Genomic DNA, 18,406 nt, shown 5'->3' on the forward strand with positions numbered 1-18,406 from the left:
CAGTCTTCGTTCGTCGTCGCGTCGCGCGGGATGCCGCGGCTCAGATGTCCAGGAAGCGGACGTCCTTGGCGTTGCGCTGGATGAATCCGCGCCGCGCCTCCACGTCCTCACCCATGAGCACCGAGAAGATCTCGTCGGCTGCCGCGGCATCGTCGATGGTGACCTGACGCAGCGTGCGCGTCTCGGGGTTCATCGTCGTCTCCCACAACTCCTTGGCGTTCATCTCGCCGAGACCCTTGTAGCGCTGCACGCCGTTGTCCTTCGGAATGCGGTGGCCCGCGGCCTGGCCTTCCTTCAGCAGTGCGTCCCGCTCACGGTCGCTGTACACGTATTCGTGCGGGGCGTTCGACCACTTGAGGCGGTACAGCGGCGGCTGTGCCAGATACACGAAGCCGGCCTCGATCAGCCCGCGCATGTAGCGGAAGAGCAACGTGAGCAGCAGGGTCGTGATGTGCTGGCCGTCGACGTCGGCATCGGCCATCAGGACGATCTTGTGGTACCGCGCCTTCTCGACGGAGAAGTCCTCGCCGATGCCGGTGCCGAACGCCTGGATCATCGCCTGGATCTCTGCGTTGCCGAGCGCGCGGTCGAGCCGCGCCTTCTCGACGTTGAGGATCTTCCCGCGCAGGGACAGGATCGCCTGCCGTTCGGGGTCGCGCCCCGACACCGCGGAACCGCCTGCCGAGTCGCCCTCGACGAGGAAGATCTCGCTGATGGACGGGTCCTTGCTCGTGCAGTCCTTGAGCTTCTCGGGCATGGATGCCGACTCGAAGACGCTCTTGCGACGCGCCGTCTCGCGGGCCTTCCGTGCGGCGAGGCGGGCCGTGGCGGCATCCACCGCCTTCATGATCACTCGCTTGGCCTGCGCGGGGTTGCGATCCAGCCAGTCGATGAGCTGGTCGCCGACGACCTTCTGGACGAACGCCTTCGCCTCGGTGTTGCCGAGCTTCGTCTTGGTCTGGCCCTCGAACTGCGGTTCGGAGAGCTTCACCGAGATGACGGCGGTGAGTCCCTCGCGGATGTCTTCGCCGGCGAGGTTGTCGTCCTTCTCCTTCAGGAGGCCCTTTTCGCGCGCGTACCGGTTGATGTGCACTGTGAGCGCGGCCCGGAAGCCCTCCTCGTGGGTACCACCCTCGTGGGTGTTGATCGTGTTCGCGAAGGTGAACACGTTCTCGGTGTAGCTCGAGGTCCACTGCATCGCGAGCTCGAGCGAAATGTGGCGGACAGTGTCCTCCGACTCGATCTCGATGATCTCCTCGTTGACGACCTCGGCCTTGCGCACCTTGTTGAGGTACTCGACGTAGTCGACGAGTCCGCGCTCGTAGAGGAAGTCGTCGTGACGCTGCTGCGTTTCGGACCCACCCTCTTCGAGGTCGACCACCGTCATCGCCGATTCGCGCTCGTCCGTCAGGGTGATCCGCAGTCCCTTGTTCAGGAACGCGGTCTGCTGGAAGCGCGTACGCAGGGTGTCGTAGTCGAAGTCGACCGTCTCGAAGATCTCGTCGTCGGGCCAGAAGGTGATGATCGTCCCGGTGCGGTCGCTCTCCTCGCCCTTCTGGAGCGGCGCCTCGGGCTTTCCGCCGGACGAGAAGCTCTGCCGCCAGATGTGTCCCTGACGTCCGATCTCCACCTCGAAGCGGGTCGAGAGCGCGTTCACGACCGATGATCCGACGCCGTGGAGACCGCCGGAGACCGCGTAGCCGCCGCCTCCGAACTTGCCACCGGCGTGGAGGACCGTGAGGACGACCTCCACGGTCGACTTGGTCGGGTCGGACGCGTGGGGGTCGACGGGGATGCCGCGCCCGTTGTCGACGACGCGCAGGCCGCCGTCGGCGAGGATCGTCACGTGGATCGTGTCGCAGTACCCCGCGAGTGCCTCGTCGACCGAGTTGTCGACGATCTCGTAGACGAGATGGTGCAGACCGCGCTCACCCGTCGAGCCGATGTACATACCGGGGCGCTTGCGGACCGCTTCGAGACCCTCGAGGACCTGGATCGCGTCGGCGCCGTACTCGGCGGGGACACGCGTCGTGTCCGGGGTGGCGGCTGATTCAGGCGATTCGGGAGTCGGATCGACGTCTTCGGGAACGTTGTCTGAAGTATCTGACGTCATCGGTTTCGTGCGCTCCACATTCATCGTCCGGGGCTTGCCTCCAGTCTACCCGTATCCGGGCGCCGGACGCCGCTGAACGGCCCTGTGGCGCGCGGAAACCGTTCCGAAGGGTGCAGGACGTGGGTCAGCCGTAGGTATCGCGAGGGCCGCGCCCTGGAACGGCTCTGGGGCCCCATTTCCACGAGGGGACGTCCGGTCCGACGAAGCGGATCGTCTCCACACCCGCTTCCGGGAAGCGGCGGATCAACTCCGTGACGATCGTCGTGCGCATGAGGTGGAGGTTCTTCGCCCATGCCGTTGAATCGCACTGAACCGTCAGCGTCCCATCGCTCAACGCGACCGGGTCCGCGTGACGTGCGGTCTCCTCGCCTGCCACCTCGGCCCACTGCAGCACGAGGTCTTCGCGGGCCAGCTGCGGCCCCCACCCCGACTGACGCGTCAGATCGGTGATCAGATCGCCGAGCCCCTTCGGGTCGCGGCCCGGGGCGAAGGGCAGGTTGTCCTCGTCGACCTCCCGCCGGCGGCGACGACGCTTCTTCGCCGCGGACGGCTCCAGCCCTCGAAGGCGGAGGTAGGTCGCGGTGGTCTCCGGGATCTCGGACGAGTCACTCATCGGCATCCGTCACAATGGTGCCCGCCTCGACCCGCACCGTGCGGGCGCGCAGCGGCTCCGGGACATCGCCCTCCACCGCGGCCGTCACGATGACCTGCTCGAAATCCGCCACGACACCGGCGAGACGAGAGCGGCGATCGGCGTCGAGCTCGGCGAAGACGTCGTCGAGGATGACGATCGGGTCGCCCAGACGCAACTGGTCGCGCAGAAGCTGCGCCGACGACAGCCGAAGCGACAACGCCACCGACCAGCTCTCACCGTGCGACGCGTATCCCTTGACCGGAAGTCCGCGCAGACGGAGGAGCAGATCATCGCGGTGCGGGCCGACGAGCGTCACCCCGCGCTCGAGCTCCTGAGACCTCTTGGCCATGAGACCCGCGCGGAACGCGGCCGCCGTGGCATCCGGATCGGAGAAGACCGCAGCATCCGTCGCGGCGGCGTCTTCCTCGGGATCGGCGCCCGCGATGCTCGAGACCCAGTCGATCTGCGGGTCGTGGTCCGCGCCGGCGATCGCCTCATACGCGGCACGCAACGGGCCGGCCAGCTCCTCGGTCAGGCGGAGCCGAGCAAGCACGATCTCGGTGCCCAGCGAGACGAGCTTGTCGTCCCACACGTCGAGCGTCGTCAACTGCTCCGCCCGCAGACCGCGCGCACGCGCGGACTTCAGCAGCGCGGTGCGCTGCTTGAGCACCCGGTCGTAGTCGCCGAGGACGCCCGCCAGACGCGGCACCCGCTGCATGAGCAGCTGATCGGCGAAACGGCGACGCGCCGACGGATCGCCCCGCACGATCTGGAGGTCCTCCGGAGCGAACAGCACGACCTGCGCATAGCGCGGCAACTCCGACGTCCGCACCGGCGAGCCGTTGACCCGCGCCTTGTTCGACCCGGAGCGATTCAGCTGAGCCTCGAGCTGAATCCGCCGATCGCCATACCCGAGACGCGCCCGAACGAACGCCGCCTCCGAGCCGAATCGCACCATCGGCGCGTCCTGCGACACCCGATGCGACCCGAGCGTCGCGAAATACCCGATCGCCTCGGCGAGATTGGTCTTGCCCTGGCCGTTCCGACCGACGACGACGTTCGGACCGGGAACGAGCGTCACATCGGCCGCCGCATAATTGCGGAAGTCGACGAGACTCAGGTGCTCCACGATCATCGGATCATCCTCCTCCGGGAGTCCGACATCCCGGCAGGGACGTCAGCGCAGCAGCAGGTTGGGCTGCAGGAGGTACTTGAAGCTCTCCGGGGTGCCCGACGTCTGCGGGGTGATCAGCACCGGGCTCAGCTTGTTCGCGTTCTCGCTCGACGTGAAGGTGATGCGGGTGAACTCGCTCTTCACCGCACCGAGCGCCTCGAGCAGGTACTGCGGGTTCAGACCCAGCGTGACCTCTTCGCCGGCGAGCGTCGCATCGACCGACTCGGTCGCGCGGGCCTGTTCGGTGCCCGCGGCATCCATCGACACACCCTCGTCGGAGAACGAGAACCGCAGCGGCGCAGACCGGTCGAGCACGAGCGACACACGACGCACAGCCTCGGCCAGCTCGGCCGTGTTGACGACCGCGTAGTGCTCGGTCTGAGCGGGGAAAAGCCGCCGGACCGGCGGGAAGTTCCCCTTGATGAGCAACGAGGTGACGGTCTTGTTGCCCGCCGTGAACGCGATGATCTCGCGGTCACCCGATCCCGAGAACGACACCTGGATGTCGCCGGCGTTCGAGAACGTCTTCCCGACCTCGGTGAGCGTACGGGCGGGAACCAGAGCCGTCGTCGACTCCTCGCGGGCCACCGCTCCGCTGTCGAAGTTGATCTCGCGAAGGGCGACACGGTAACGGTCGGTCGCCACCAGGCTCAGTTCGTTTCCGGTCACCTCGAGCTGGACGCCCGTGAGCACTGGGGTGACATCGTCGCGGGATGCCGCGAACGCGACCTGCGCGATCGCCGTCGAGAAGTCCGCGCCCGGGACGAGACCGGACTCACCGGAGACCTCCGGAATGGCCGGGTACTCCGCCACCGGCATGGATGCCAGGGTGAAGCGCGCCGAACCGCACGTGAGGAGGATCTCGCCGTCGGCATCCTGCTGGATCTGGATCGGCGCATTCGGAAGCCGGGATGCGATCTCGGACAGGAGACGTCCGTGGACGAGGATCGTCCCGGGCTCGTCGACCGTCGCTTCGATCAGAGTGCGAGCGGACGCCTCATAGTCGAAGGCTGCCAGAGACAGACCCGCCTCGGTCGCCTCGATGAGGACACCCGCGAGGATCGGCTGCGGATTGCGCTGCGGGAGCAGCTTGACCACGAAGGACACGGCTTCGCTGAAGACGTCGCGGTTGACGTGGAACTTCACAGATGCTCCCTTGACGGCGTGATGGGCTCTCCCATGCTAGTGCCCTCGGTTCTCGACTCCGGAAGCGCGTTCTCCTCGCGTCGGAGGTGGTCGTCGACGAGTCGGCATCCGTGGAGCTCTCCCCAGGCCGTTCCCCTCAGGGTGATCGGATCGGCTTTCTAGAGATGAAGATTTGTCATGGTGTTAACCGTTGTGGAAAGTGTGGATAACTCGAGCGATCCCGCTCGTGGAGCCGGAACCACATGCGTGTAACTTGTGCACGGGCTGCGGAAAGCGCGTGAACAGTGGCATCGACGTTGGCGACCGGTTGGCCTCGTCATCCACAGGACGTCGCCATTCGTTCACATTCGGAGGCGTCCGCCGCACAGTTATCCACAGGCTTTCCACACTGTGGGAAACGCGCATGATGGGACCGACGCGGCATGCATGTCAAGTCGGATCGTCAGCCGACGACGTCGTAACGACGGTGCGACGGCGCTCGATCGGCGTCAGCGCGCGGAACGGCCCAGCTGCGTGGTGATCTCGGAGACCTGGTTGTAGATCGAGCGGCGCTCCTTCATGAGCTCGCTGATCTTCTTGTACGCGTACATCACCGTCGTGTGGTCGCGGTTGCCGAAGAGCTGGCCGATCTTGGGGAGTGACAGGCTCGTCCGCTCGCGGCAGAGGTACATCGCGATCTGACGCGCGGTCGCGACGGACTGCGAACGGCTCGAGCCGTAGAGGTCGTCGACGGTGAGGCGGAAGTACTGCGCCGTGGCAGAGATGATGTCGGTCGGTGAGATGACGTTCGCGTCGTCCTGGTCGACGATGTCGCGGAGCACGGTCTGCGCGAGCGAGATGTCGAGGTTCGAGCGGTTGAGGCTCGCGAACGCCGAGACGCGGATGAGTGCGCCCTCGAGCTCGCGGATGTTGCTCGACACCTTCGTCGCGATGTACTCGAGCACCTCGTCGGGAACCTGGAGCCGTTCGGACTGCGCCTTCTTGCGGAGAATCGCGATGCGGGTTTCGAGGTCGGGCGCCTGCACGTCGGTGATCAGGCCCCACTCGAACCGGCTGCGCATACGGTCCTCGAACCCGGTCAGGTGACGGGGCGGGACGTCGCTCGTGATGACGACCTGCTTGTCGTGGTCGTGCAACTGGTTGAAGGTGTGGAAGAACGCCTCCTGCGTCTCGGCGCGACCCTGCAGGAACTGGATGTCGTCGATGAGGAGGATGTCGACGTCGCGGTACCGGGCCTGGAACGCCGAGGCGCGGTTGTTGACGATCGAGTTGATGAAGTCGTTCGTGAACTCCTCGCTCGACACGTACCGCACCTTGATCCCCGCGTAGAGGTTGATCGCGTAGTCGCCGATCGCGTGGAGGAGGTGGGTCTTGCCGAGGCCCGAGTCGCCGTAGATGAAGAGCGGGTTGTACGCCTTCGCAGGTGCTTCGGCGACGGCGACCGCGGCAGCGTGCGCGAACCGGTTCGACTGGCCGATCACGAAATTGTCGAAGGTGTACTTCGGGTTCAGCCGGGTGTCGTTGCGGGATGCCGGTGCCGCGGGCTCGTGATACTCCTCGGCGGCAGGGCGGGCCGGCGTCGATGTCGGCGAGAGCGCGGACTGCACGGGAACGGGCGCGGTGAGGTGGCTGTCGACCAGTTCGGGATTGACCACGACGCGGAAGGTGGACGCGGCCGGCTCGGCGTCGACCTGAGCGAGTGCCTCCATGATCGGTCCGCGCAGCCGCTTGTTCAGCTGAGCGGCCGTCAGGTCGTTCGGCACGTCGAGGTAGAGCGTGCCGCTCATCACGCCCTGGGCGACCGCGAGGCTCAGGAAGCCCTGCATCTGCGGCGTGACCCGCTCGTCCGTGGCCAGCACATCGAGCACGGCGGTCCAGACGGGGACATCCGGAAGGTGGTGCTCGGACATGGCCCTCCCGAGTGTGGAAAAAGGTGTGCAAGGCTCTGTGTACAGCCTGTGGATAACAGACCCGTTCACGCTAGTCATCGGCGACGAACACCGCAAAATCAACTGTAGATCGGGCCCGCGTGTCGTCGCCACGACGACCTGGCGACCGGTGGATAATGTCCGGTCGGGCTGCGTCGGTTTGGGATCTCAGGAATCTCGACGTATCCTAAGTCGGTTGACTTATGCCCTACGGGGTGAGTCCCCCATGTACCTGTGTCCCCGGTCTTAGAGCGTTCGGGTGACCCCGCCCATCCGGAGTGATCTTCATGAGCAAGCGCACGTTCCAGCCCAACAACCGCCGCCGCGCCAAGAAGCACGGCTTCCGCGCCCGTATGCGTACGCGCGCCGGCCGCGCCATCCTCTCGGCTCGCCGCTCCAAGGGGCGCACCGAGCTTTCGGCCTGACCTTTCCACGGTGCTGACGCGCGGGAATCGCATCACCCGCGGGACGGACTACCGAGCCGTCGTCCGCGGCGGTGCCCGTTGTGCCGGTTCGCACACGGTCACCCACGTCGTCAGCACCTCCGAGCAACGCCCTCCACGCTTCGGCTTCATCGTGAGCAAGCATGTGGGGGGCGCTGTCGTTCGCAACACCGTTCGACGACGGCTCAAGGCGATCTGTGCGGAGGCACTGCCCGATGTCAGGGTGGGCGCTGACGTGGTCATCCGGGCGCTTCCGACAGCGGCCACGGCCGACTTCTCGTCGCTGCGTGCTGAAGTGATCCGTTGTCTCGAGCGCAAGGCGGCGCTGTGAGCTCCGCGACGCTGCCGTCCTACACGAGGGGCGAGGCCGTGCTCGACACGGCATCCCTTCCCTCGTCGATCCCGCTGCTCCCTCGCAACGCCGTCATCGGCTTCCTCCATGGTTACCGTGCGACGGTGTCCAAGGTGTACGGGGACGTCTGCAAGTACTACCCGTCGTGCTCGGCATACGCGCTGGGTGCCGTTCAGCAGCATGGAGCGGTGAAGGGTGCCGCCCTCGCCGCGGCTCGTGTGCTGCGGTGCCACCCCTGGGCGGCCGGCGGTATCGACGACGTTCCTCCTCACGCGCACTTCCGATACAACCTGACTTCGCACGGATTCGTCGTGCCCCGCAGAAAGGACTGATCCTTGCTGGATCTCTTCGCCGCGACCCCTACGCCGGCGGTCCCGACCCCGACCACCCCGCCCCCCGGTGATCCTGATTTCTTCAGCATCATCATGTGGCCCTTCAAGTGGGCCGTCGAGGCGATCCTCGTGTTTTGGCACTGGATCTTCACATCCCTCGGGATGCAGCCGGATACCGGTCTGACCTGGGTTTTGTCCATCGTCGGGCTCGTCATCATCGTGAGGTCGGCGCTGATCCCGCTGTTCGTGCGGCAGATCAAGAGCCAGCGGAAGATGCTCGAGCTCGCGCCCGAGATGCGCAAGATCCAGGAGCGTTACCGCGGCAAGACGGACCAGCTCTCTCGCGAGGCCATGAGCCGCGAGACGATGGCGATGTACAAGAAGCACGGAACGACGCCGTTCTCGAGCTGTCTCCCGCTGCTGGTGCAGATGCCGATCCTCCTCGGCATGTTCTACACGCTCAGCGACGTGAAGAAGCACGCCGAGTGGGGAGTCGGCGGTGTCGGATTCCTCGATTCGGAACTCACGAAGCAGTTCTACGACGCACAGCTGTTCGGCGTCGCTCCCCTGCACGTCAACATGATCGAGGCGATCAACGACGGTCAGACAGTCACCGTGGCGATCCTCATCGTCCTGGTCGTCCTCATGATCGTCTCGCAGTTCTTCACGCAGCTGCAGATCATCTCGAAGAACCTGTCGCCGGAGGCCAAGACCGGCCAGGCGTACCAGATGCAGCGCATCATGCTCTACGTCTTGCCCCTCGCCTTCGTCTTCTCCGGCGTCTTCTTCCCGCTCGGCGTGGTCATGTACTGGTTCATCTCCAACCTGTGGACCATGGCACAGCAGTTCGTCGTCATCCGGAACCTCCCGACCCCCGGCTCCGAAGCGGCCAAGGCCCGCGACGAGCGGCTCGCCAAGCGCGGCAAGGCACTGGATGCCAAGGGCCGCGTCATCCCGCTCGAGAAGCACCAGGCCGAACAGCAGCGACTGTTCGAAGAGGCGCAGAAGGCCAAGGCCGAAGCGCCGAAGCGTCAGCAGCCGATCAGCAAGCAGCGCGCGAAGAAGCAGGCCCAGAAGGGCAAGCAGGACGGCACGTCCGCTCCGTCGCAGAACGGGCAGACACCCGACGCCCCCACCCAGGGAGGGAACGCATCGTGACGACTCCGGAGCAGACCACGGACGCGCGCGTCCCGGCATCCATCGAGCAGCTCGAAGAAGAGGGCGACATCGCTGCGGACTATGTCGAGGGCATCCTCGACATCGCCGACATCGATGGAGACCTCGCACTGGACGTCAAGAACGGCCGTGCATACGTCTCGGTGGAGAACGAGGACCCGGGCGCTCTCGCCGCCCTCTCGGACCCTGACACCGTCCAGGCTCTGCAGGAGCTGACGCGCATCGCCGTTCAGACGAGGACGGGCCGCTTTTCGCGCCTGATCCTGGACGTCGCCGGCTCGCGCGATGCTCGGCAGGGTCAGCTCGCCAAGCTGGTCGAGCGCGCCGTCGCCCGTCTGGATGAGGGTGCGAGCCAGGCTTCTCTGCCGCCGATGTCGAGCTACGAGCGCAAGCTCATCCACGACATCGCGGCCGAGCATGGGCTGATCTCAGAGTCCTACGGCGAGGGCGCCGACCGCCACACGGTCATCCGACGTGGCTGACGTTTCACGTGAAACATCCGGCGTCGAGTCGGAGCCGACCGAGGCAGCAGCCCTGTTCGGAGCCCGAATCGACCTTGCCCGTCGATTCACGGCAGATCTCGCGGCCGAGGGAGAAGAAAGGGGCCTGATCGGGCCGCTGGAACTCCCCCGTCTGTGGAACCGTCACATCCTGAACAGCGCGATCGCAGCGCCCCTCTTCGCGTCGGGCTCGCGCGTCGGCGACATCGGGTCGGGCGCCGGGCTCCCCGGCCTTGTGCTGGCGATCGCCAGGCCGGATGTCCGGTGGGTACTGATCGAACCGATGGAGCGTCGCGTGGCATGGCTGACCGAACAGGTTCAGTCGCTCGGTCTCGACAACGTCGAGATCGTGCGCGCCCGCGGTGAGGATTGGGACGAAGGCGCGACGTTGGACGCCGTCACGGCCAGGGCGGTAAGTGCGTTCCGCACTCTCATTCCTCTGACCGCCCCGCTTGTCAGGGATGGCGGGGAGCTCGTCCTCCTCAAGGGCGCGAACGCAGAGAACGAGATCGGTGCTGCGGAGAAGCAGATCCGGAAGTTCCGTCTTTCCCACGTGCGCGTGGAGACGGTCGGGGTGGGCACGATCGCCGAGCCGACACGCGTCATCCGCGCCACCGTCCGCTGAGGCCAGCGCCGCGCCGCGATGTTTCACGTGAAACGTTGTGACGGCATTCGCGTTCATCCTGATCGGTCCAGAAACGCTGTCTGGCACGTGGTTCACGTGAAACACCGGTGACCGGCAGTGCCGCCGAACAGGGACCGCGCACTCGGTGTTTCACGTGAAACATGACCATCAGCGGCGCGGAAGACTGCGGCGCTGACGCGGACGGGGGATGCCTCGACTACAGTGGGATGGTCCTCGACACGACAGGAGTTTCAGGTGCCGGAACCGGAGAATGCGACCGCCTCCGCACCCTTCTCACTCGACGACAGTCCGATTGCGCGAGAACTCGCCGATCTGGCGACTCGGCGCAAGGCGCTCGCGGAGGTGCACGTGGAGTTCGACGGATCGACCCGCGTGATCACGGTGTCCAACCAGAAGGGCGGCGTGGGGAAGACGACCACGACCGTCAACCTTGCGGCCGGCCTCGCCTCCGTCGGTGCGCGGGTCCTCGTGATCGACCTCGACCCGCAGGGCAACGCATCCACGGCGCTGGGCGTGCCGCACAGCGCTGATGTGCCGAGCGTGTACGACGTGCTCATCGAAGAAGAGCCGCTCGCGGATGTCATCCAGGTGAGCCCGGAGTCGCCGAATCTGCTGTGCGCCCCCAGCACCATCCACCTCGCCGGCGCGGAGATCGAACTCGTGTCTCGCGTGGCGCGTGAACACCGTCTGCGGACGTCGCTCGAGACGTATCTCGCGGAGAATCACGTCGATTTCGTGTTCATCGACTGCCCACCTTCGCTCGGTCTGCTCACGATCAACGCGTTCACCGCTGCGGATGAGGTTCTCATCCCCATTCAGTGCGAGTACTACGCGCTCGAGGGACTGAGCCAGCTCCTGGGCAGCGTGTCGATGATCCAGAAGCACCTCAACACCAAGCTGCACCTCTCGACGATCCTGCTGACGATGTACGACGGCCGTACGCGCCTCGCGCAGCAGGTGGCCGACGAGGTCCGCACCCATTTCCCGGAGCAGGTGTTGACCACGGTCATCCCGCGCTCCGTGCGCATTTCCGAAGCACCGAGCTTCGGCCAGACGGTCATCGCCTACGACGGGCAGTCGACGGGCGCGGTCGCGTATCGCGAGGCGGCGGTGGAGATCGTCGCCCGAGGTCAGCAGCAATCAACAGAAGGAGCCCGATGATGGCCAAGCGAACCGGACTGGGCCGAGGTATCGGAGCCCTCATCCCCACGGCGGACTCTTCAGAGGCACGACCAGTCGACGTGTTCTTCCCGGGTGCGGCCTCGGCAGGGGACACGGATGCCGCTGATGTCGCGGCCACGACTCCCTCCGCTGCGGCTGAGGATGCTGCCGAGCTCGTGGCCATCCCGGGCGCACGCCTCATCGAGGTGGATCCGCACGAGATCGTCCCCAACCCGCGCCAGCCGCGGACGAACTTCGACGCCGATGACCTGGCCGAGCTCGTCCACAGCGTCCGCGAGTTCGGCGTGCTCCAGCCCGTCGTCGTGCGGCGAAACGAGGACGGTAAGTACGAGCTCATCATGGGCGAGCGCCGTACCCGCGCTGCTCGCGAGGCGGGCCTCACCGCCATCCCGGCGATCCTGCGGGAGACCGAGGATGAGTTCCTCCTCCGTGACGCTCTGCTGGAGAACCTCCACCGCTCGCAGCTCAACCCGCTCGAAGAGGCATCGGCCTACCAGCAGCTGCTCGAGGACTTCGGGATCACGCAGGAGGAGCTCGCCTCCCGCATCGGGCGGTCTCGCCCGCAGATCAGCAACACGATCCGGCTCCTGAAGCTGCCGGTGCCGGTGCAGCAGCGGGTGGCGGCCGGCGTGCTGAGCGCCGGTCACGCGCGCGCGATCCTGTCGCTCGACGATGTGGAGACCATGCAGCGTCTCGCGGACAAGATCGTGAACGAGGATCTGTCGGTGCGTGCGGCCGAGGCGGCCGCGAAGACCGTGGGGAACCGCGTCGTTGCCCCGCCGAAGGCCGGCGGCCGACGTGCGCACCTCGACGACGTCGCAGATCGGCTCGGCGACCGGCTGAATACGAAGGTCAAGATCAACCTAACGGCGAAGAAAGGCCAGATCATCGTCGATTTCGCGACGATCCAGGACCTCAACCGCATCCTCGGGGAACTGGGTGAGACGGAGTACGGCGCGCTCTGACGGACGGAGGTGCGGTCCCGACCGTCCGGTGGTTCTCAGACCCGCGTACCCTGGAAGGGTGACCAACGACCCCTCCCTGCCACGCCGCGCGAGCCTCGAGCTCCTGCGTGCGGAGGCCGCCGACGAACTGTCGGTGCTGGTCGAGGAGCGGTTGCGGGACGGCGAGGATCCGTGGGAGTTCATGGAGGATCTCCCCACGGTGGATGAGCTTGTCGTTCTGACGCTGCGCGCCGAGAACATCGCGGCCGATGGCGGGAATCGGCCCACCCACGCCCGCAACTACCGAGTGCTGAGGCAGATCGCGCTCGACTTCCCGCAGCTGAGCGCCGCGGTGTGGCGCCTGTTGGGCAGCGAGCCGCATCGGACGTGGGATCTGTCCGTCCGCGCATCCTGAGATCTCGGCGAGAGCGCGCACGACCGAGCACGCCCACTCGCGAGCGCGAACGTTCCACGTGAAACATCCGTGGAAACGACGAAGGACCCGCCGACAAGGTGTCGAGCGGGTCCTTCGAGGAGCGGGTCAGCCGATGTAGTCGGCGAGGTCCTGCTGGAGGGCGAACTTCGGCTTCGCGCCGATGATCGTCTTCTCGACCTCACCCTTGTTGAAGACCTTCATCGCGGGGATGGAGGTGATCTGGTACTCCATGGCGAGCTGCGGGTTCTCGTCGACGTTGAGCTTCAGAACCGTGATCTTCTCGGGGTTCTCGGCCTGGATCTCGTCGAGGATGGGGCCGACCATGCGACAGGGTCCGCACCAGGCTGCCCAGAAGTCCACCAGAACGGGGCCTTCGGCGTCGATGACGTCCTGCTGCCAGGTGCTTTCACTCGTGGCCTTGGCGGTCATATGTCTGTCTCCTTCGGAATCGACACGGTCGTGTCAGTGGGGAAAACGCGGGGGATACCGGAATTGTTCCGGGCTCAGGCGGGTGTGGGCAGGCCCTGGATTTCTGCGGCATCCTGTGCCGGGGCACCGGCGTCGCCGCGTGCAGCCAGGTAGTGCTCGAGATCGAGGGCGGCCACGGTGCCGCTGCCAGCCGCGGTCACCGCCTGCCGGTACGTGGGATCGATGACGTCACCGGCGGCGAAGATCCCGGGGACGGACGTCTTGGACGTGCGACCGTCGACCTGGATCGTGCCGTGCTCGGTGATGTCGAGGACACCGTGGACCAGGTGAGTGCGCGGGTCGTAGCCGATGGCCACGAAGACGCCCTCGAGAGCCAGATCGCTCTCGCTCCCGTCGACGGTGTTGCGCAACCGCACGCCGCTCACCGCGTCGTCGCCGAGGATGTCGACGACTTCGCTGTTCCAGACGAACTCGATCTTCTCGTTCGCCAGTGCGCGGTCCTGCATGATCTTCGATGCGCGAAGCTCGTCACGACGGTGGATGACGTAGACCTTGGAGGCGAACTTGGTGAGGAAGGTGGCCTCTTCCATGGCGGAGTCACCGCCGCCGACCACCGCGATCGCCTTTTCGCGGAAGAAGAATCCATCACAGGTCGCGCAGTACGACACGCCACGGCCCGAAAGGCGGGATTCGCCCTCGATGCCGATTTTGCGGGGCGCGGAACCGGTGGCGAAGACGACGGCCTCAGCCTCGTGCGTGACTCCGCTGCCGAGGGTGACCGACTTGATGTCGCCGGAGAAGTCGACCGCGGTGACGTCGTCGTAGACGACCTCGGTGCCGAACTTCTCGGCCTGCTCCTGCATCTTGGTCATCAGGTCGGGGCCCATGATGCCCTCGGGGAATCCGGGGAAGTTCTCGACCTCGGTCGTGTTCATCAGCTCACCGCCGGCCTCGACCGAGCTCGCGATGAGCAGGGGGGACAGGTTGGCGCGCGCCGCGTAGATCGCCGCGGTGTAACCCGCGGGGCCCGAGCCGATGATGATGACCTTGCGCACGATGAATCCCTTCTCAATCGGGGCGATATCCTCGCCCCGACACGTCCAACCAATGCTAGTCGTGTGGCATTCCACGACGCCTGGGCGTGCGGGGTGTCTCAGCGACCGGGAAGGAAACGGCGGAGGGCTCGGCCGGCGACGGCCAGTTCCGGAGTCCGGAACGCAGCGAGGATCGCGGCGTAGACGACGAGTGTCGTGCCACCGATCAGGGCAGCGCCGAGGATGCCGAGGAATCGGTCGGACGCGGACCAGCCCGACGTTCCCCCGAACAGGAGGAACATTCCCCAGCCCGCGGCCCCTGCCGGGATCGCCGCCAAGACGAACCTCGCGATGGCGGCGAACGCAGGTCCGAGGCCCAGCGCCCCGATCTTCCGACGGAGCAGAGTCAGGGCAAGGGCGAACTGAGCGAGGTTCGCGATCGACTGGCCGAACGCGATCGCGACGGCGAGCCAGGCGATGTCGAGTGCGCCACCTTTCACGAGTGCCGAAGCCGTGATCGCGGTGACGATCACGACGGCGGCCTGGACGGCGGTGTAGAAGAAGGGGGTACGGGTGTCCTTGAGCGCGTAGAACGTGCGCTGCACGCCGAACTGAAACGACAGAGGCAACAGCGCGACGAGGAACGCGGCGAGGACCCAGGAGAAGGCCACCGCATCGGCGGCATCCTTCGAGAAGATGCGTGACAGGGGCACGATGGCGGCGATCATCGCAGCGAGGACGCCGACCATGAAGATCCCGACGGTGCGGGTCAGGGAGCCGAGATCGGCGGTGACCGCTTCTGTCCGCCCTTCGGCGACGTGCTCGCTGAGCTTCGTGTAGTACGGGGTTCCCAGCGACAGGACGATCACAGAGAAGGGGAGCATGAACAACAGCCAGGCTTGTTGGAGGCTGGCATTCGCGGCGTCCTGGCCGGATGCCGCGCTTACGAGATAGGCCTGCACCGCGCCGGCGATCTGGCCCACGATCACCATCAGGAACGTCCACCCGGCAAGACGTCCGATGTGGCGCAGACCGATGCCGCGCCACCGGAAGTCGGGTCGGACATGCAGGCCTGCCCGCCGCCAGAACAGCAACAGGATGCCGGCCTGCACGACGACACCGAGGGTGGCTGTGCCTCCCATCAGGGCGATCATCGCGGGAGTCCAGCCCGTCGCGTCTTCGTAGAGGCCGTACAGCGCGATGAAGACACCGAAGCCGGCGATCGACACCACGTTGTTGACGATCGGCGACCACGCGTAGGGGCCGAAGATGCGACGGGCATTCAGCACCTCGCCGACGAGCGCGTAAAGCCCGTAGAAGAACAACTGAGGTAGGCACCAGTACGCGAGCGAGAGGGTGAGGGCCTGTGCCTCTTCGCTGAACTGCCCGGCGTAGATCTGCACGAGGACAGGGGCCGCCAGGAGTGCCAGGGCGGTCGCGATCGTGAGGACGACCACGCCGAGCGTGAGGAGCTTGGAGACGAACGCGCTGCCGCGATCATCGTGGGTCTTCACGGCCTTCACGATCTGCGGGACGATGACGCCAGCGAGCAGACCGGACGAGATCACGGTGAAGACCGTGTTCGGCATCTGGTTCGCCGCGCCGAACGCGTCAGCGGCGTGCGAGCCGATGAGGCCGACAGCGGCCGTCATGACGATGTTGCGGATCAGGCCCGTGACGCGCGACACCATCGTGCCCGCGGCGACGGTCGCGCTGGCCCTACCCAGCCCGGCCATCGGATCTCACCCCTCCCCGCCGACGGCGACGGACCGTGCGGACGATGCCCAGAACGACGAGGGCGGTCACCAGGACGCTCAGCCCGATCATCGCGGCGGACTCCCACTCGGCCTGGACCGAGACGCTGTACGTCTGCCGTTCGCCGAGGTCGACGCCTCCCGGGGTGCGCAGCTGCAGGTCGATCGAAGACCGTCCGCTGCCGACGAGTGCCTCCACCGGCACCTGGACGCGCGCCGTCTGCTCGGCGCCCACGACGACCGTCGTCTCGCCGGTGAGGACGAGTCGGGCGTCGTTGGGGGTGACGAAGAGGTCGACGGTGGCAGGCCAGGGGAGGTCGTTGCGCACCGTGAACGGCAGGACCGCGTTGGACCCCCAGAGGTCGATGTCCTGCCCCGGCACGAGAGCGACGCCGTCCGACCAGGCCGCGATCCGCGCCTGATGCGCGACGATCGCCTCCGCCCAGTCTTCCGGTGAGGTCGACCACGCGTTGCCCAGGAGCTGGAGCTCGGTCGCCCGCTCGTTCGCGCGCAGCAGGTCGGGGTCCTCGAGGACGGCGGCCACCCGGTTGAGGTCCGGGCCCGCATCGATGAAACCGGCGAGGGCGGCTGCGCGCGCGGCATCCGCGTCGACTGGATCGAGCGTGACCCGGACGGCATCTTCCGCGACGAGGGAGTCGAGTCCGGACGACACCCGGGCGGGGAGACCGGCGACCGCGAGGATCGTGTCGCGCAGCGCTGCGCTCGAGCGGCCGTCGGCACGATCGACGGTCACCAGCAGCGGGCCGGATGCCGCTGCGAGCGTCGTGCGAGCGGTCAGCGCCGAGAGCAGCGCGGCGCGCTCCGTCGGCGCGTCCGTCGTGGAGGCCTCGAGGAGATCGGCGGAGAGGTCGGAGTCGTAGACGAGCAGCTCGGCCTCGCCGGCGACGGCGCGGGTGGCCGAGCTCTCATTGACGACGGAGTCGGGAAGGACGATGAGGGGCGAGCCGGATGCCGCGGCGGAGGTGCCGAGCCCGCTCAGGGTTTCGGCGACCTCGGCGCCGGCTGTTCCCGTGGCCGGCCAGTACACGGCATCCCGCGTCGCGCCCACTTCGAGAAGCTGCTCGGGGGTGGGGAGGACGGGGGCGCCGGGCGTGGGGCTCGCCGCCGGGGTGTCACCGTCGTCGGTGCCGGCCGTGTCCGGAGGATCGAAGTTCGCAGGGTCGAGATACGGCGCGAACGACGTCATCTGGAGCGGAGCGTCGAGCCCCGCTCCGACCTGTGCGGCCAGATCGGCGTCGCCGTACTGCAGGGCGAAGCGCTCGTTGGGGAGCGCCATGAGTCGGTCGAGCCATTCCTCGGCGGTCGCAGGAGCCGAGGAGCCGAGGGCACGGATCGACGCGGCGATCGCGGGGTCGACGGCGAGGATGGCCGGGGTGGCGGTGACGGCGTCGAGCTGGGCCGTGAGGGAGCCGTCGGGCCCGGTCAGCTCGGTCAGCGCCTCGGCACCCAGCATGCCCGTCGAGATGGCGCCCGCGGTGATCGGGACGATCACGCCGACGCCGGCGGCGCCCGACGCGGATCGCGGCTTCACGATCACCGTCCGCGTGGACACGCTCTCGCCACCCGTGTCGTAGGTGGCGCGGATCGGATACACGCCGGCGGCCAGGTCATCGATCCCGGTGTCGTCGTCATCGAGCGCCAGGGTCGCGTTCGCCTCGCTCTGGGCGGCGACGGCGTCGACGTCGGTGGTCGAGATCTCCACGAACGACCCCGAGGCATCGCCGGCGGTGAGCCACGCGTCGAGCGCGCCCTCCGTGGTCAGACGGCGTGCACCGCGTTGGATGACCAGTTCGCCCTCGGCGAGGGCGTCGGCGCCGGGATTGACCGTCGTAACCGACAGGACGAGGGACTGGCCGCTCGCCACGACGCCCTGATTCGACGGTGCGACGGTGAATCCGACGGGCTCCTCGTCGGAAGTCGCCGCGGCCGCCGGGAGCGGCGCGAGCAGGCCGATCGCGACGGCGGCGGTCACCAGCGGGCGCGCCCAGCGGCGGCGGTTCGCGGCGCGGCGGTCCGCGACAGACGGGGAGAAGGTCATGGCGAGGTCGATTTCCTGTGCGATCCATGACCGCACCATCGGAGCGAGTCTACGGCGCGGTGGCTGCGAACCCGGGGATAGCCTGCGTGTGCCCCGCTCGTTGCGAGGGCGGTGGCACGGTTGA

18 protein-coding genes are annotated in these 18,406 nt (G+C 67.0%); 9 read left to right on the forward strand and 9 right to left on the reverse strand.

Translation table 11 applies throughout. The annotated features are described in order from the left end of the window. Nucleotides 1-40 precede the first annotated feature (40 nt). From gyrB to dnaA, 5 genes are all read right to left on the reverse strand, one after another. Nucleotides 41-2,113: a DNA topoisomerase (ATP-hydrolyzing) subunit B gene (gene gyrB, locus BKA24_RS01190; protein WP_184214481.1), complete on the reverse strand. Its 2,073-nt coding sequence runs from the start codon at nt 2,111-2,113 to the stop codon at nt 41-43. Between the two features lie 124 nt (nt 2,114-2,237). Further along, nucleotides 2,238-2,732 (reverse strand): DciA family protein, encoded by a 495-nt coding sequence (locus BKA24_RS01195; RefSeq protein ID WP_184214483.1) that lies wholly within the window; start codon nt 2,730-2,732, stop codon nt 2,238-2,240. Continuing rightward, entirely contained in the window at nt 2,719-3,882 is a 1,164-nt protein-coding gene (gene recF, locus BKA24_RS01200; RefSeq protein ID WP_184214485.1) for a DNA replication/repair protein RecF, read from the reverse strand. The genes BKA24_RS01195 and recF overlap by 14 nt, the downstream gene beginning before the upstream one ends. A gap of 42 nt (nt 3,883-3,924) precedes the next feature. After that, entirely contained in the window at nt 3,925-5,067 is a 1,143-nt protein-coding gene (dnaN, locus tag BKA24_RS01205) for a DNA polymerase III subunit beta (protein ID WP_184214488.1), read from the reverse strand. 488 nt (nt 5,068-5,555) lie between these two features. After that, complete coding sequence (gene dnaA / locus BKA24_RS01210) at nt 5,556-6,977, reverse strand: chromosomal replication initiator protein DnaA (protein ID WP_184214490.1); 1,422 nt, start codon at nt 6,975-6,977, stop codon at nt 5,556-5,558. 305 nt (nt 6,978-7,282) lie between these two features. Between dnaA and rpmH the strand changes: the two genes are divergently transcribed. From rpmH to BKA24_RS01255, 9 genes are all read left to right on the forward strand, one after another. Then, nucleotides 7,283-7,420, forward strand: a complete 138-nt coding sequence (rpmH, locus tag BKA24_RS01215) for a 50S ribosomal protein L34 (RefSeq protein ID WP_064002918.1) — start codon at nt 7,283-7,285, stop codon at nt 7,418-7,420. A 10-nt stretch (nt 7,421-7,430) separates the two neighbouring features. Further along, complete coding sequence (gene rnpA, locus BKA24_RS01220) at nt 7,431-7,769, forward strand: ribonuclease P protein component (RefSeq protein WP_184214500.1); 339 nt, start codon at nt 7,431-7,433, stop codon at nt 7,767-7,769. A 38-nt stretch (nt 7,770-7,807) separates the two neighbouring features. After that, nucleotides 7,808-8,122: a membrane protein insertion efficiency factor YidD gene (gene yidD / locus BKA24_RS01225; protein ID WP_184220283.1), complete on the forward strand. Its 315-nt coding sequence runs from the start codon at nt 7,808-7,810 to the stop codon at nt 8,120-8,122. A 6-nt stretch (nt 8,123-8,128) separates the two neighbouring features. Then, on the forward strand, nt 8,129-9,280 hold the full coding sequence (yidC, locus tag BKA24_RS01230) for a membrane protein insertase YidC (RefSeq protein WP_184220286.1): 1,152 nt from the start codon (nt 8,129-8,131) through the stop codon (nt 9,278-9,280). Next, complete coding sequence (locus BKA24_RS01235) at nt 9,274-9,780, forward strand: R3H domain-containing nucleic acid-binding protein (RefSeq protein WP_184220289.1); 507 nt, start codon at nt 9,274-9,276, stop codon at nt 9,778-9,780. The genes yidC and BKA24_RS01235 overlap by 7 nt, the downstream gene beginning before the upstream one ends. Beyond that, nucleotides 9,773-10,423 (forward strand): 16S rRNA (guanine(527)-N(7))-methyltransferase RsmG, encoded by a 651-nt coding sequence (rsmG, locus tag BKA24_RS01240; RefSeq protein WP_184214502.1) that lies wholly within the window; start codon nt 9,773-9,775, stop codon nt 10,421-10,423. Before BKA24_RS01235 ends, rsmG begins: the two co-directional genes overlap by 8 nt. Nucleotides 10,424-10,678: 255 nt before the next feature. Further along, nucleotides 10,679-11,605 (forward strand): AAA family ATPase, encoded by a 927-nt coding sequence (locus BKA24_RS01245; RefSeq protein WP_184214504.1) that lies wholly within the window; start codon nt 10,679-10,681, stop codon nt 11,603-11,605. Then, nucleotides 11,605-12,591 (forward strand): ParB/RepB/Spo0J family partition protein, encoded by a 987-nt coding sequence (locus tag BKA24_RS01250; RefSeq protein ID WP_184214506.1) that lies wholly within the window; start codon nt 11,605-11,607, stop codon nt 12,589-12,591. Before BKA24_RS01245 ends, BKA24_RS01250 begins: the two co-directional genes overlap by 1 nt. 58 nt (nt 12,592-12,649) lie before the next feature. Further along, a complete protein-coding gene (locus BKA24_RS01255) occupies nt 12,650-12,985 on the forward strand; it encodes a tryptophan synthase subunit alpha (RefSeq protein WP_184214508.1) in 336 nt (111 codons plus the stop codon). 126 nt (nt 12,986-13,111) lie between these two features. Here BKA24_RS01255 and trxA read toward each other — a convergent pair whose 3' ends face one another. The 4 genes from trxA to BKA24_RS01275 form a co-directional block, all read right to left on the reverse strand. Next, nucleotides 13,112-13,435 carry a thioredoxin gene (gene trxA / locus BKA24_RS01260; RefSeq protein WP_184214510.1) on the reverse strand — a complete coding sequence of 108 codons (324 nt, stop codon included), beginning with the start codon at nt 13,433-13,435 and terminating at the stop codon, nt 13,112-13,114. A 74-nt stretch (nt 13,436-13,509) separates the two neighbouring features. Next, nucleotides 13,510-14,490: a thioredoxin-disulfide reductase gene (gene trxB, locus BKA24_RS01265; RefSeq protein WP_184214512.1), complete on the reverse strand. Its 981-nt coding sequence runs from the start codon at nt 14,488-14,490 to the stop codon at nt 13,510-13,512. 98 nt (nt 14,491-14,588) lie between these two features. Continuing rightward, complete coding sequence (gene murJ / locus BKA24_RS01270) at nt 14,589-16,205, reverse strand: murein biosynthesis integral membrane protein MurJ (RefSeq protein ID WP_184214514.1); 1,617 nt, start codon at nt 16,203-16,205, stop codon at nt 14,589-14,591. Beyond that, a complete protein-coding gene (locus tag BKA24_RS01275; protein ID WP_246366970.1) occupies nt 16,189-18,321 on the reverse strand; it encodes a DUF6049 family protein in 2,133 nt (710 codons plus the stop codon). Before BKA24_RS01275 ends, murJ begins: the two co-directional genes overlap by 17 nt. Nucleotides 18,322-18,406: the final 85 nt, after the last annotated feature.

Source organism: Microbacterium marinum, assembly GCF_014204835.1.
GTDB classification, from domain to species: Bacteria; Actinomycetota; Actinomycetes; order Actinomycetales; family Microbacteriaceae; genus Microbacterium; species Microbacterium marinum.

Excerpts from the sequence above, each read along its gene's own strand:
- gyrB (WP_184214481.1), bottom strand. The coding sequence starts at position 2,113 with ATGACGTCAGATACTTCAGACAACGTTCCCGAAGACGTCGATCCGACT.
- BKA24_RS01195 (WP_184214483.1), bottom strand. The coding sequence starts at position 2,732 with ATGCCGATGAGTGACTCGTCCGAGATCCCGGAGACCACCGCGACCTAC.
- recF (WP_184214485.1), bottom strand. The coding sequence starts at position 3,882 with ATGATCGTGGAGCACCTGAGTCTCGTCGACTTCCGCAATTATGCGGCG.
- dnaA (WP_184214490.1), bottom strand. The coding sequence starts at position 6,977 with ATGTCCGAGCACCACCTTCCGGATGTCCCCGTCTGGACCGCCGTGCTC.
- rpmH (WP_064002918.1), top strand. The coding sequence starts at position 7,283 with ATGAGCAAGCGCACGTTCCAGCCCAACAACCGCCGCCGCGCCAAGAAG.
- BKA24_RS01250 (WP_184214506.1), top strand. The coding sequence starts at position 11,605 with ATGGCCAAGCGAACCGGACTGGGCCGAGGTATCGGAGCCCTCATCCCC.
- trxA (WP_184214510.1), bottom strand. The coding sequence starts at position 13,435 with ATGACCGCCAAGGCCACGAGTGAAAGCACCTGGCAGCAGGACGTCATC.
- murJ (WP_184214514.1), bottom strand. The coding sequence starts at position 16,205 with ATGGCCGGGCTGGGTAGGGCCAGCGCGACCGTCGCCGCGGGCACGATG.
- BKA24_RS01275 (WP_246366970.1), bottom strand. The coding sequence starts at position 18,321 with ATGGTGCGGTCATGGATCGCACAGGAAATCGACCTCGCCATGACCTTC.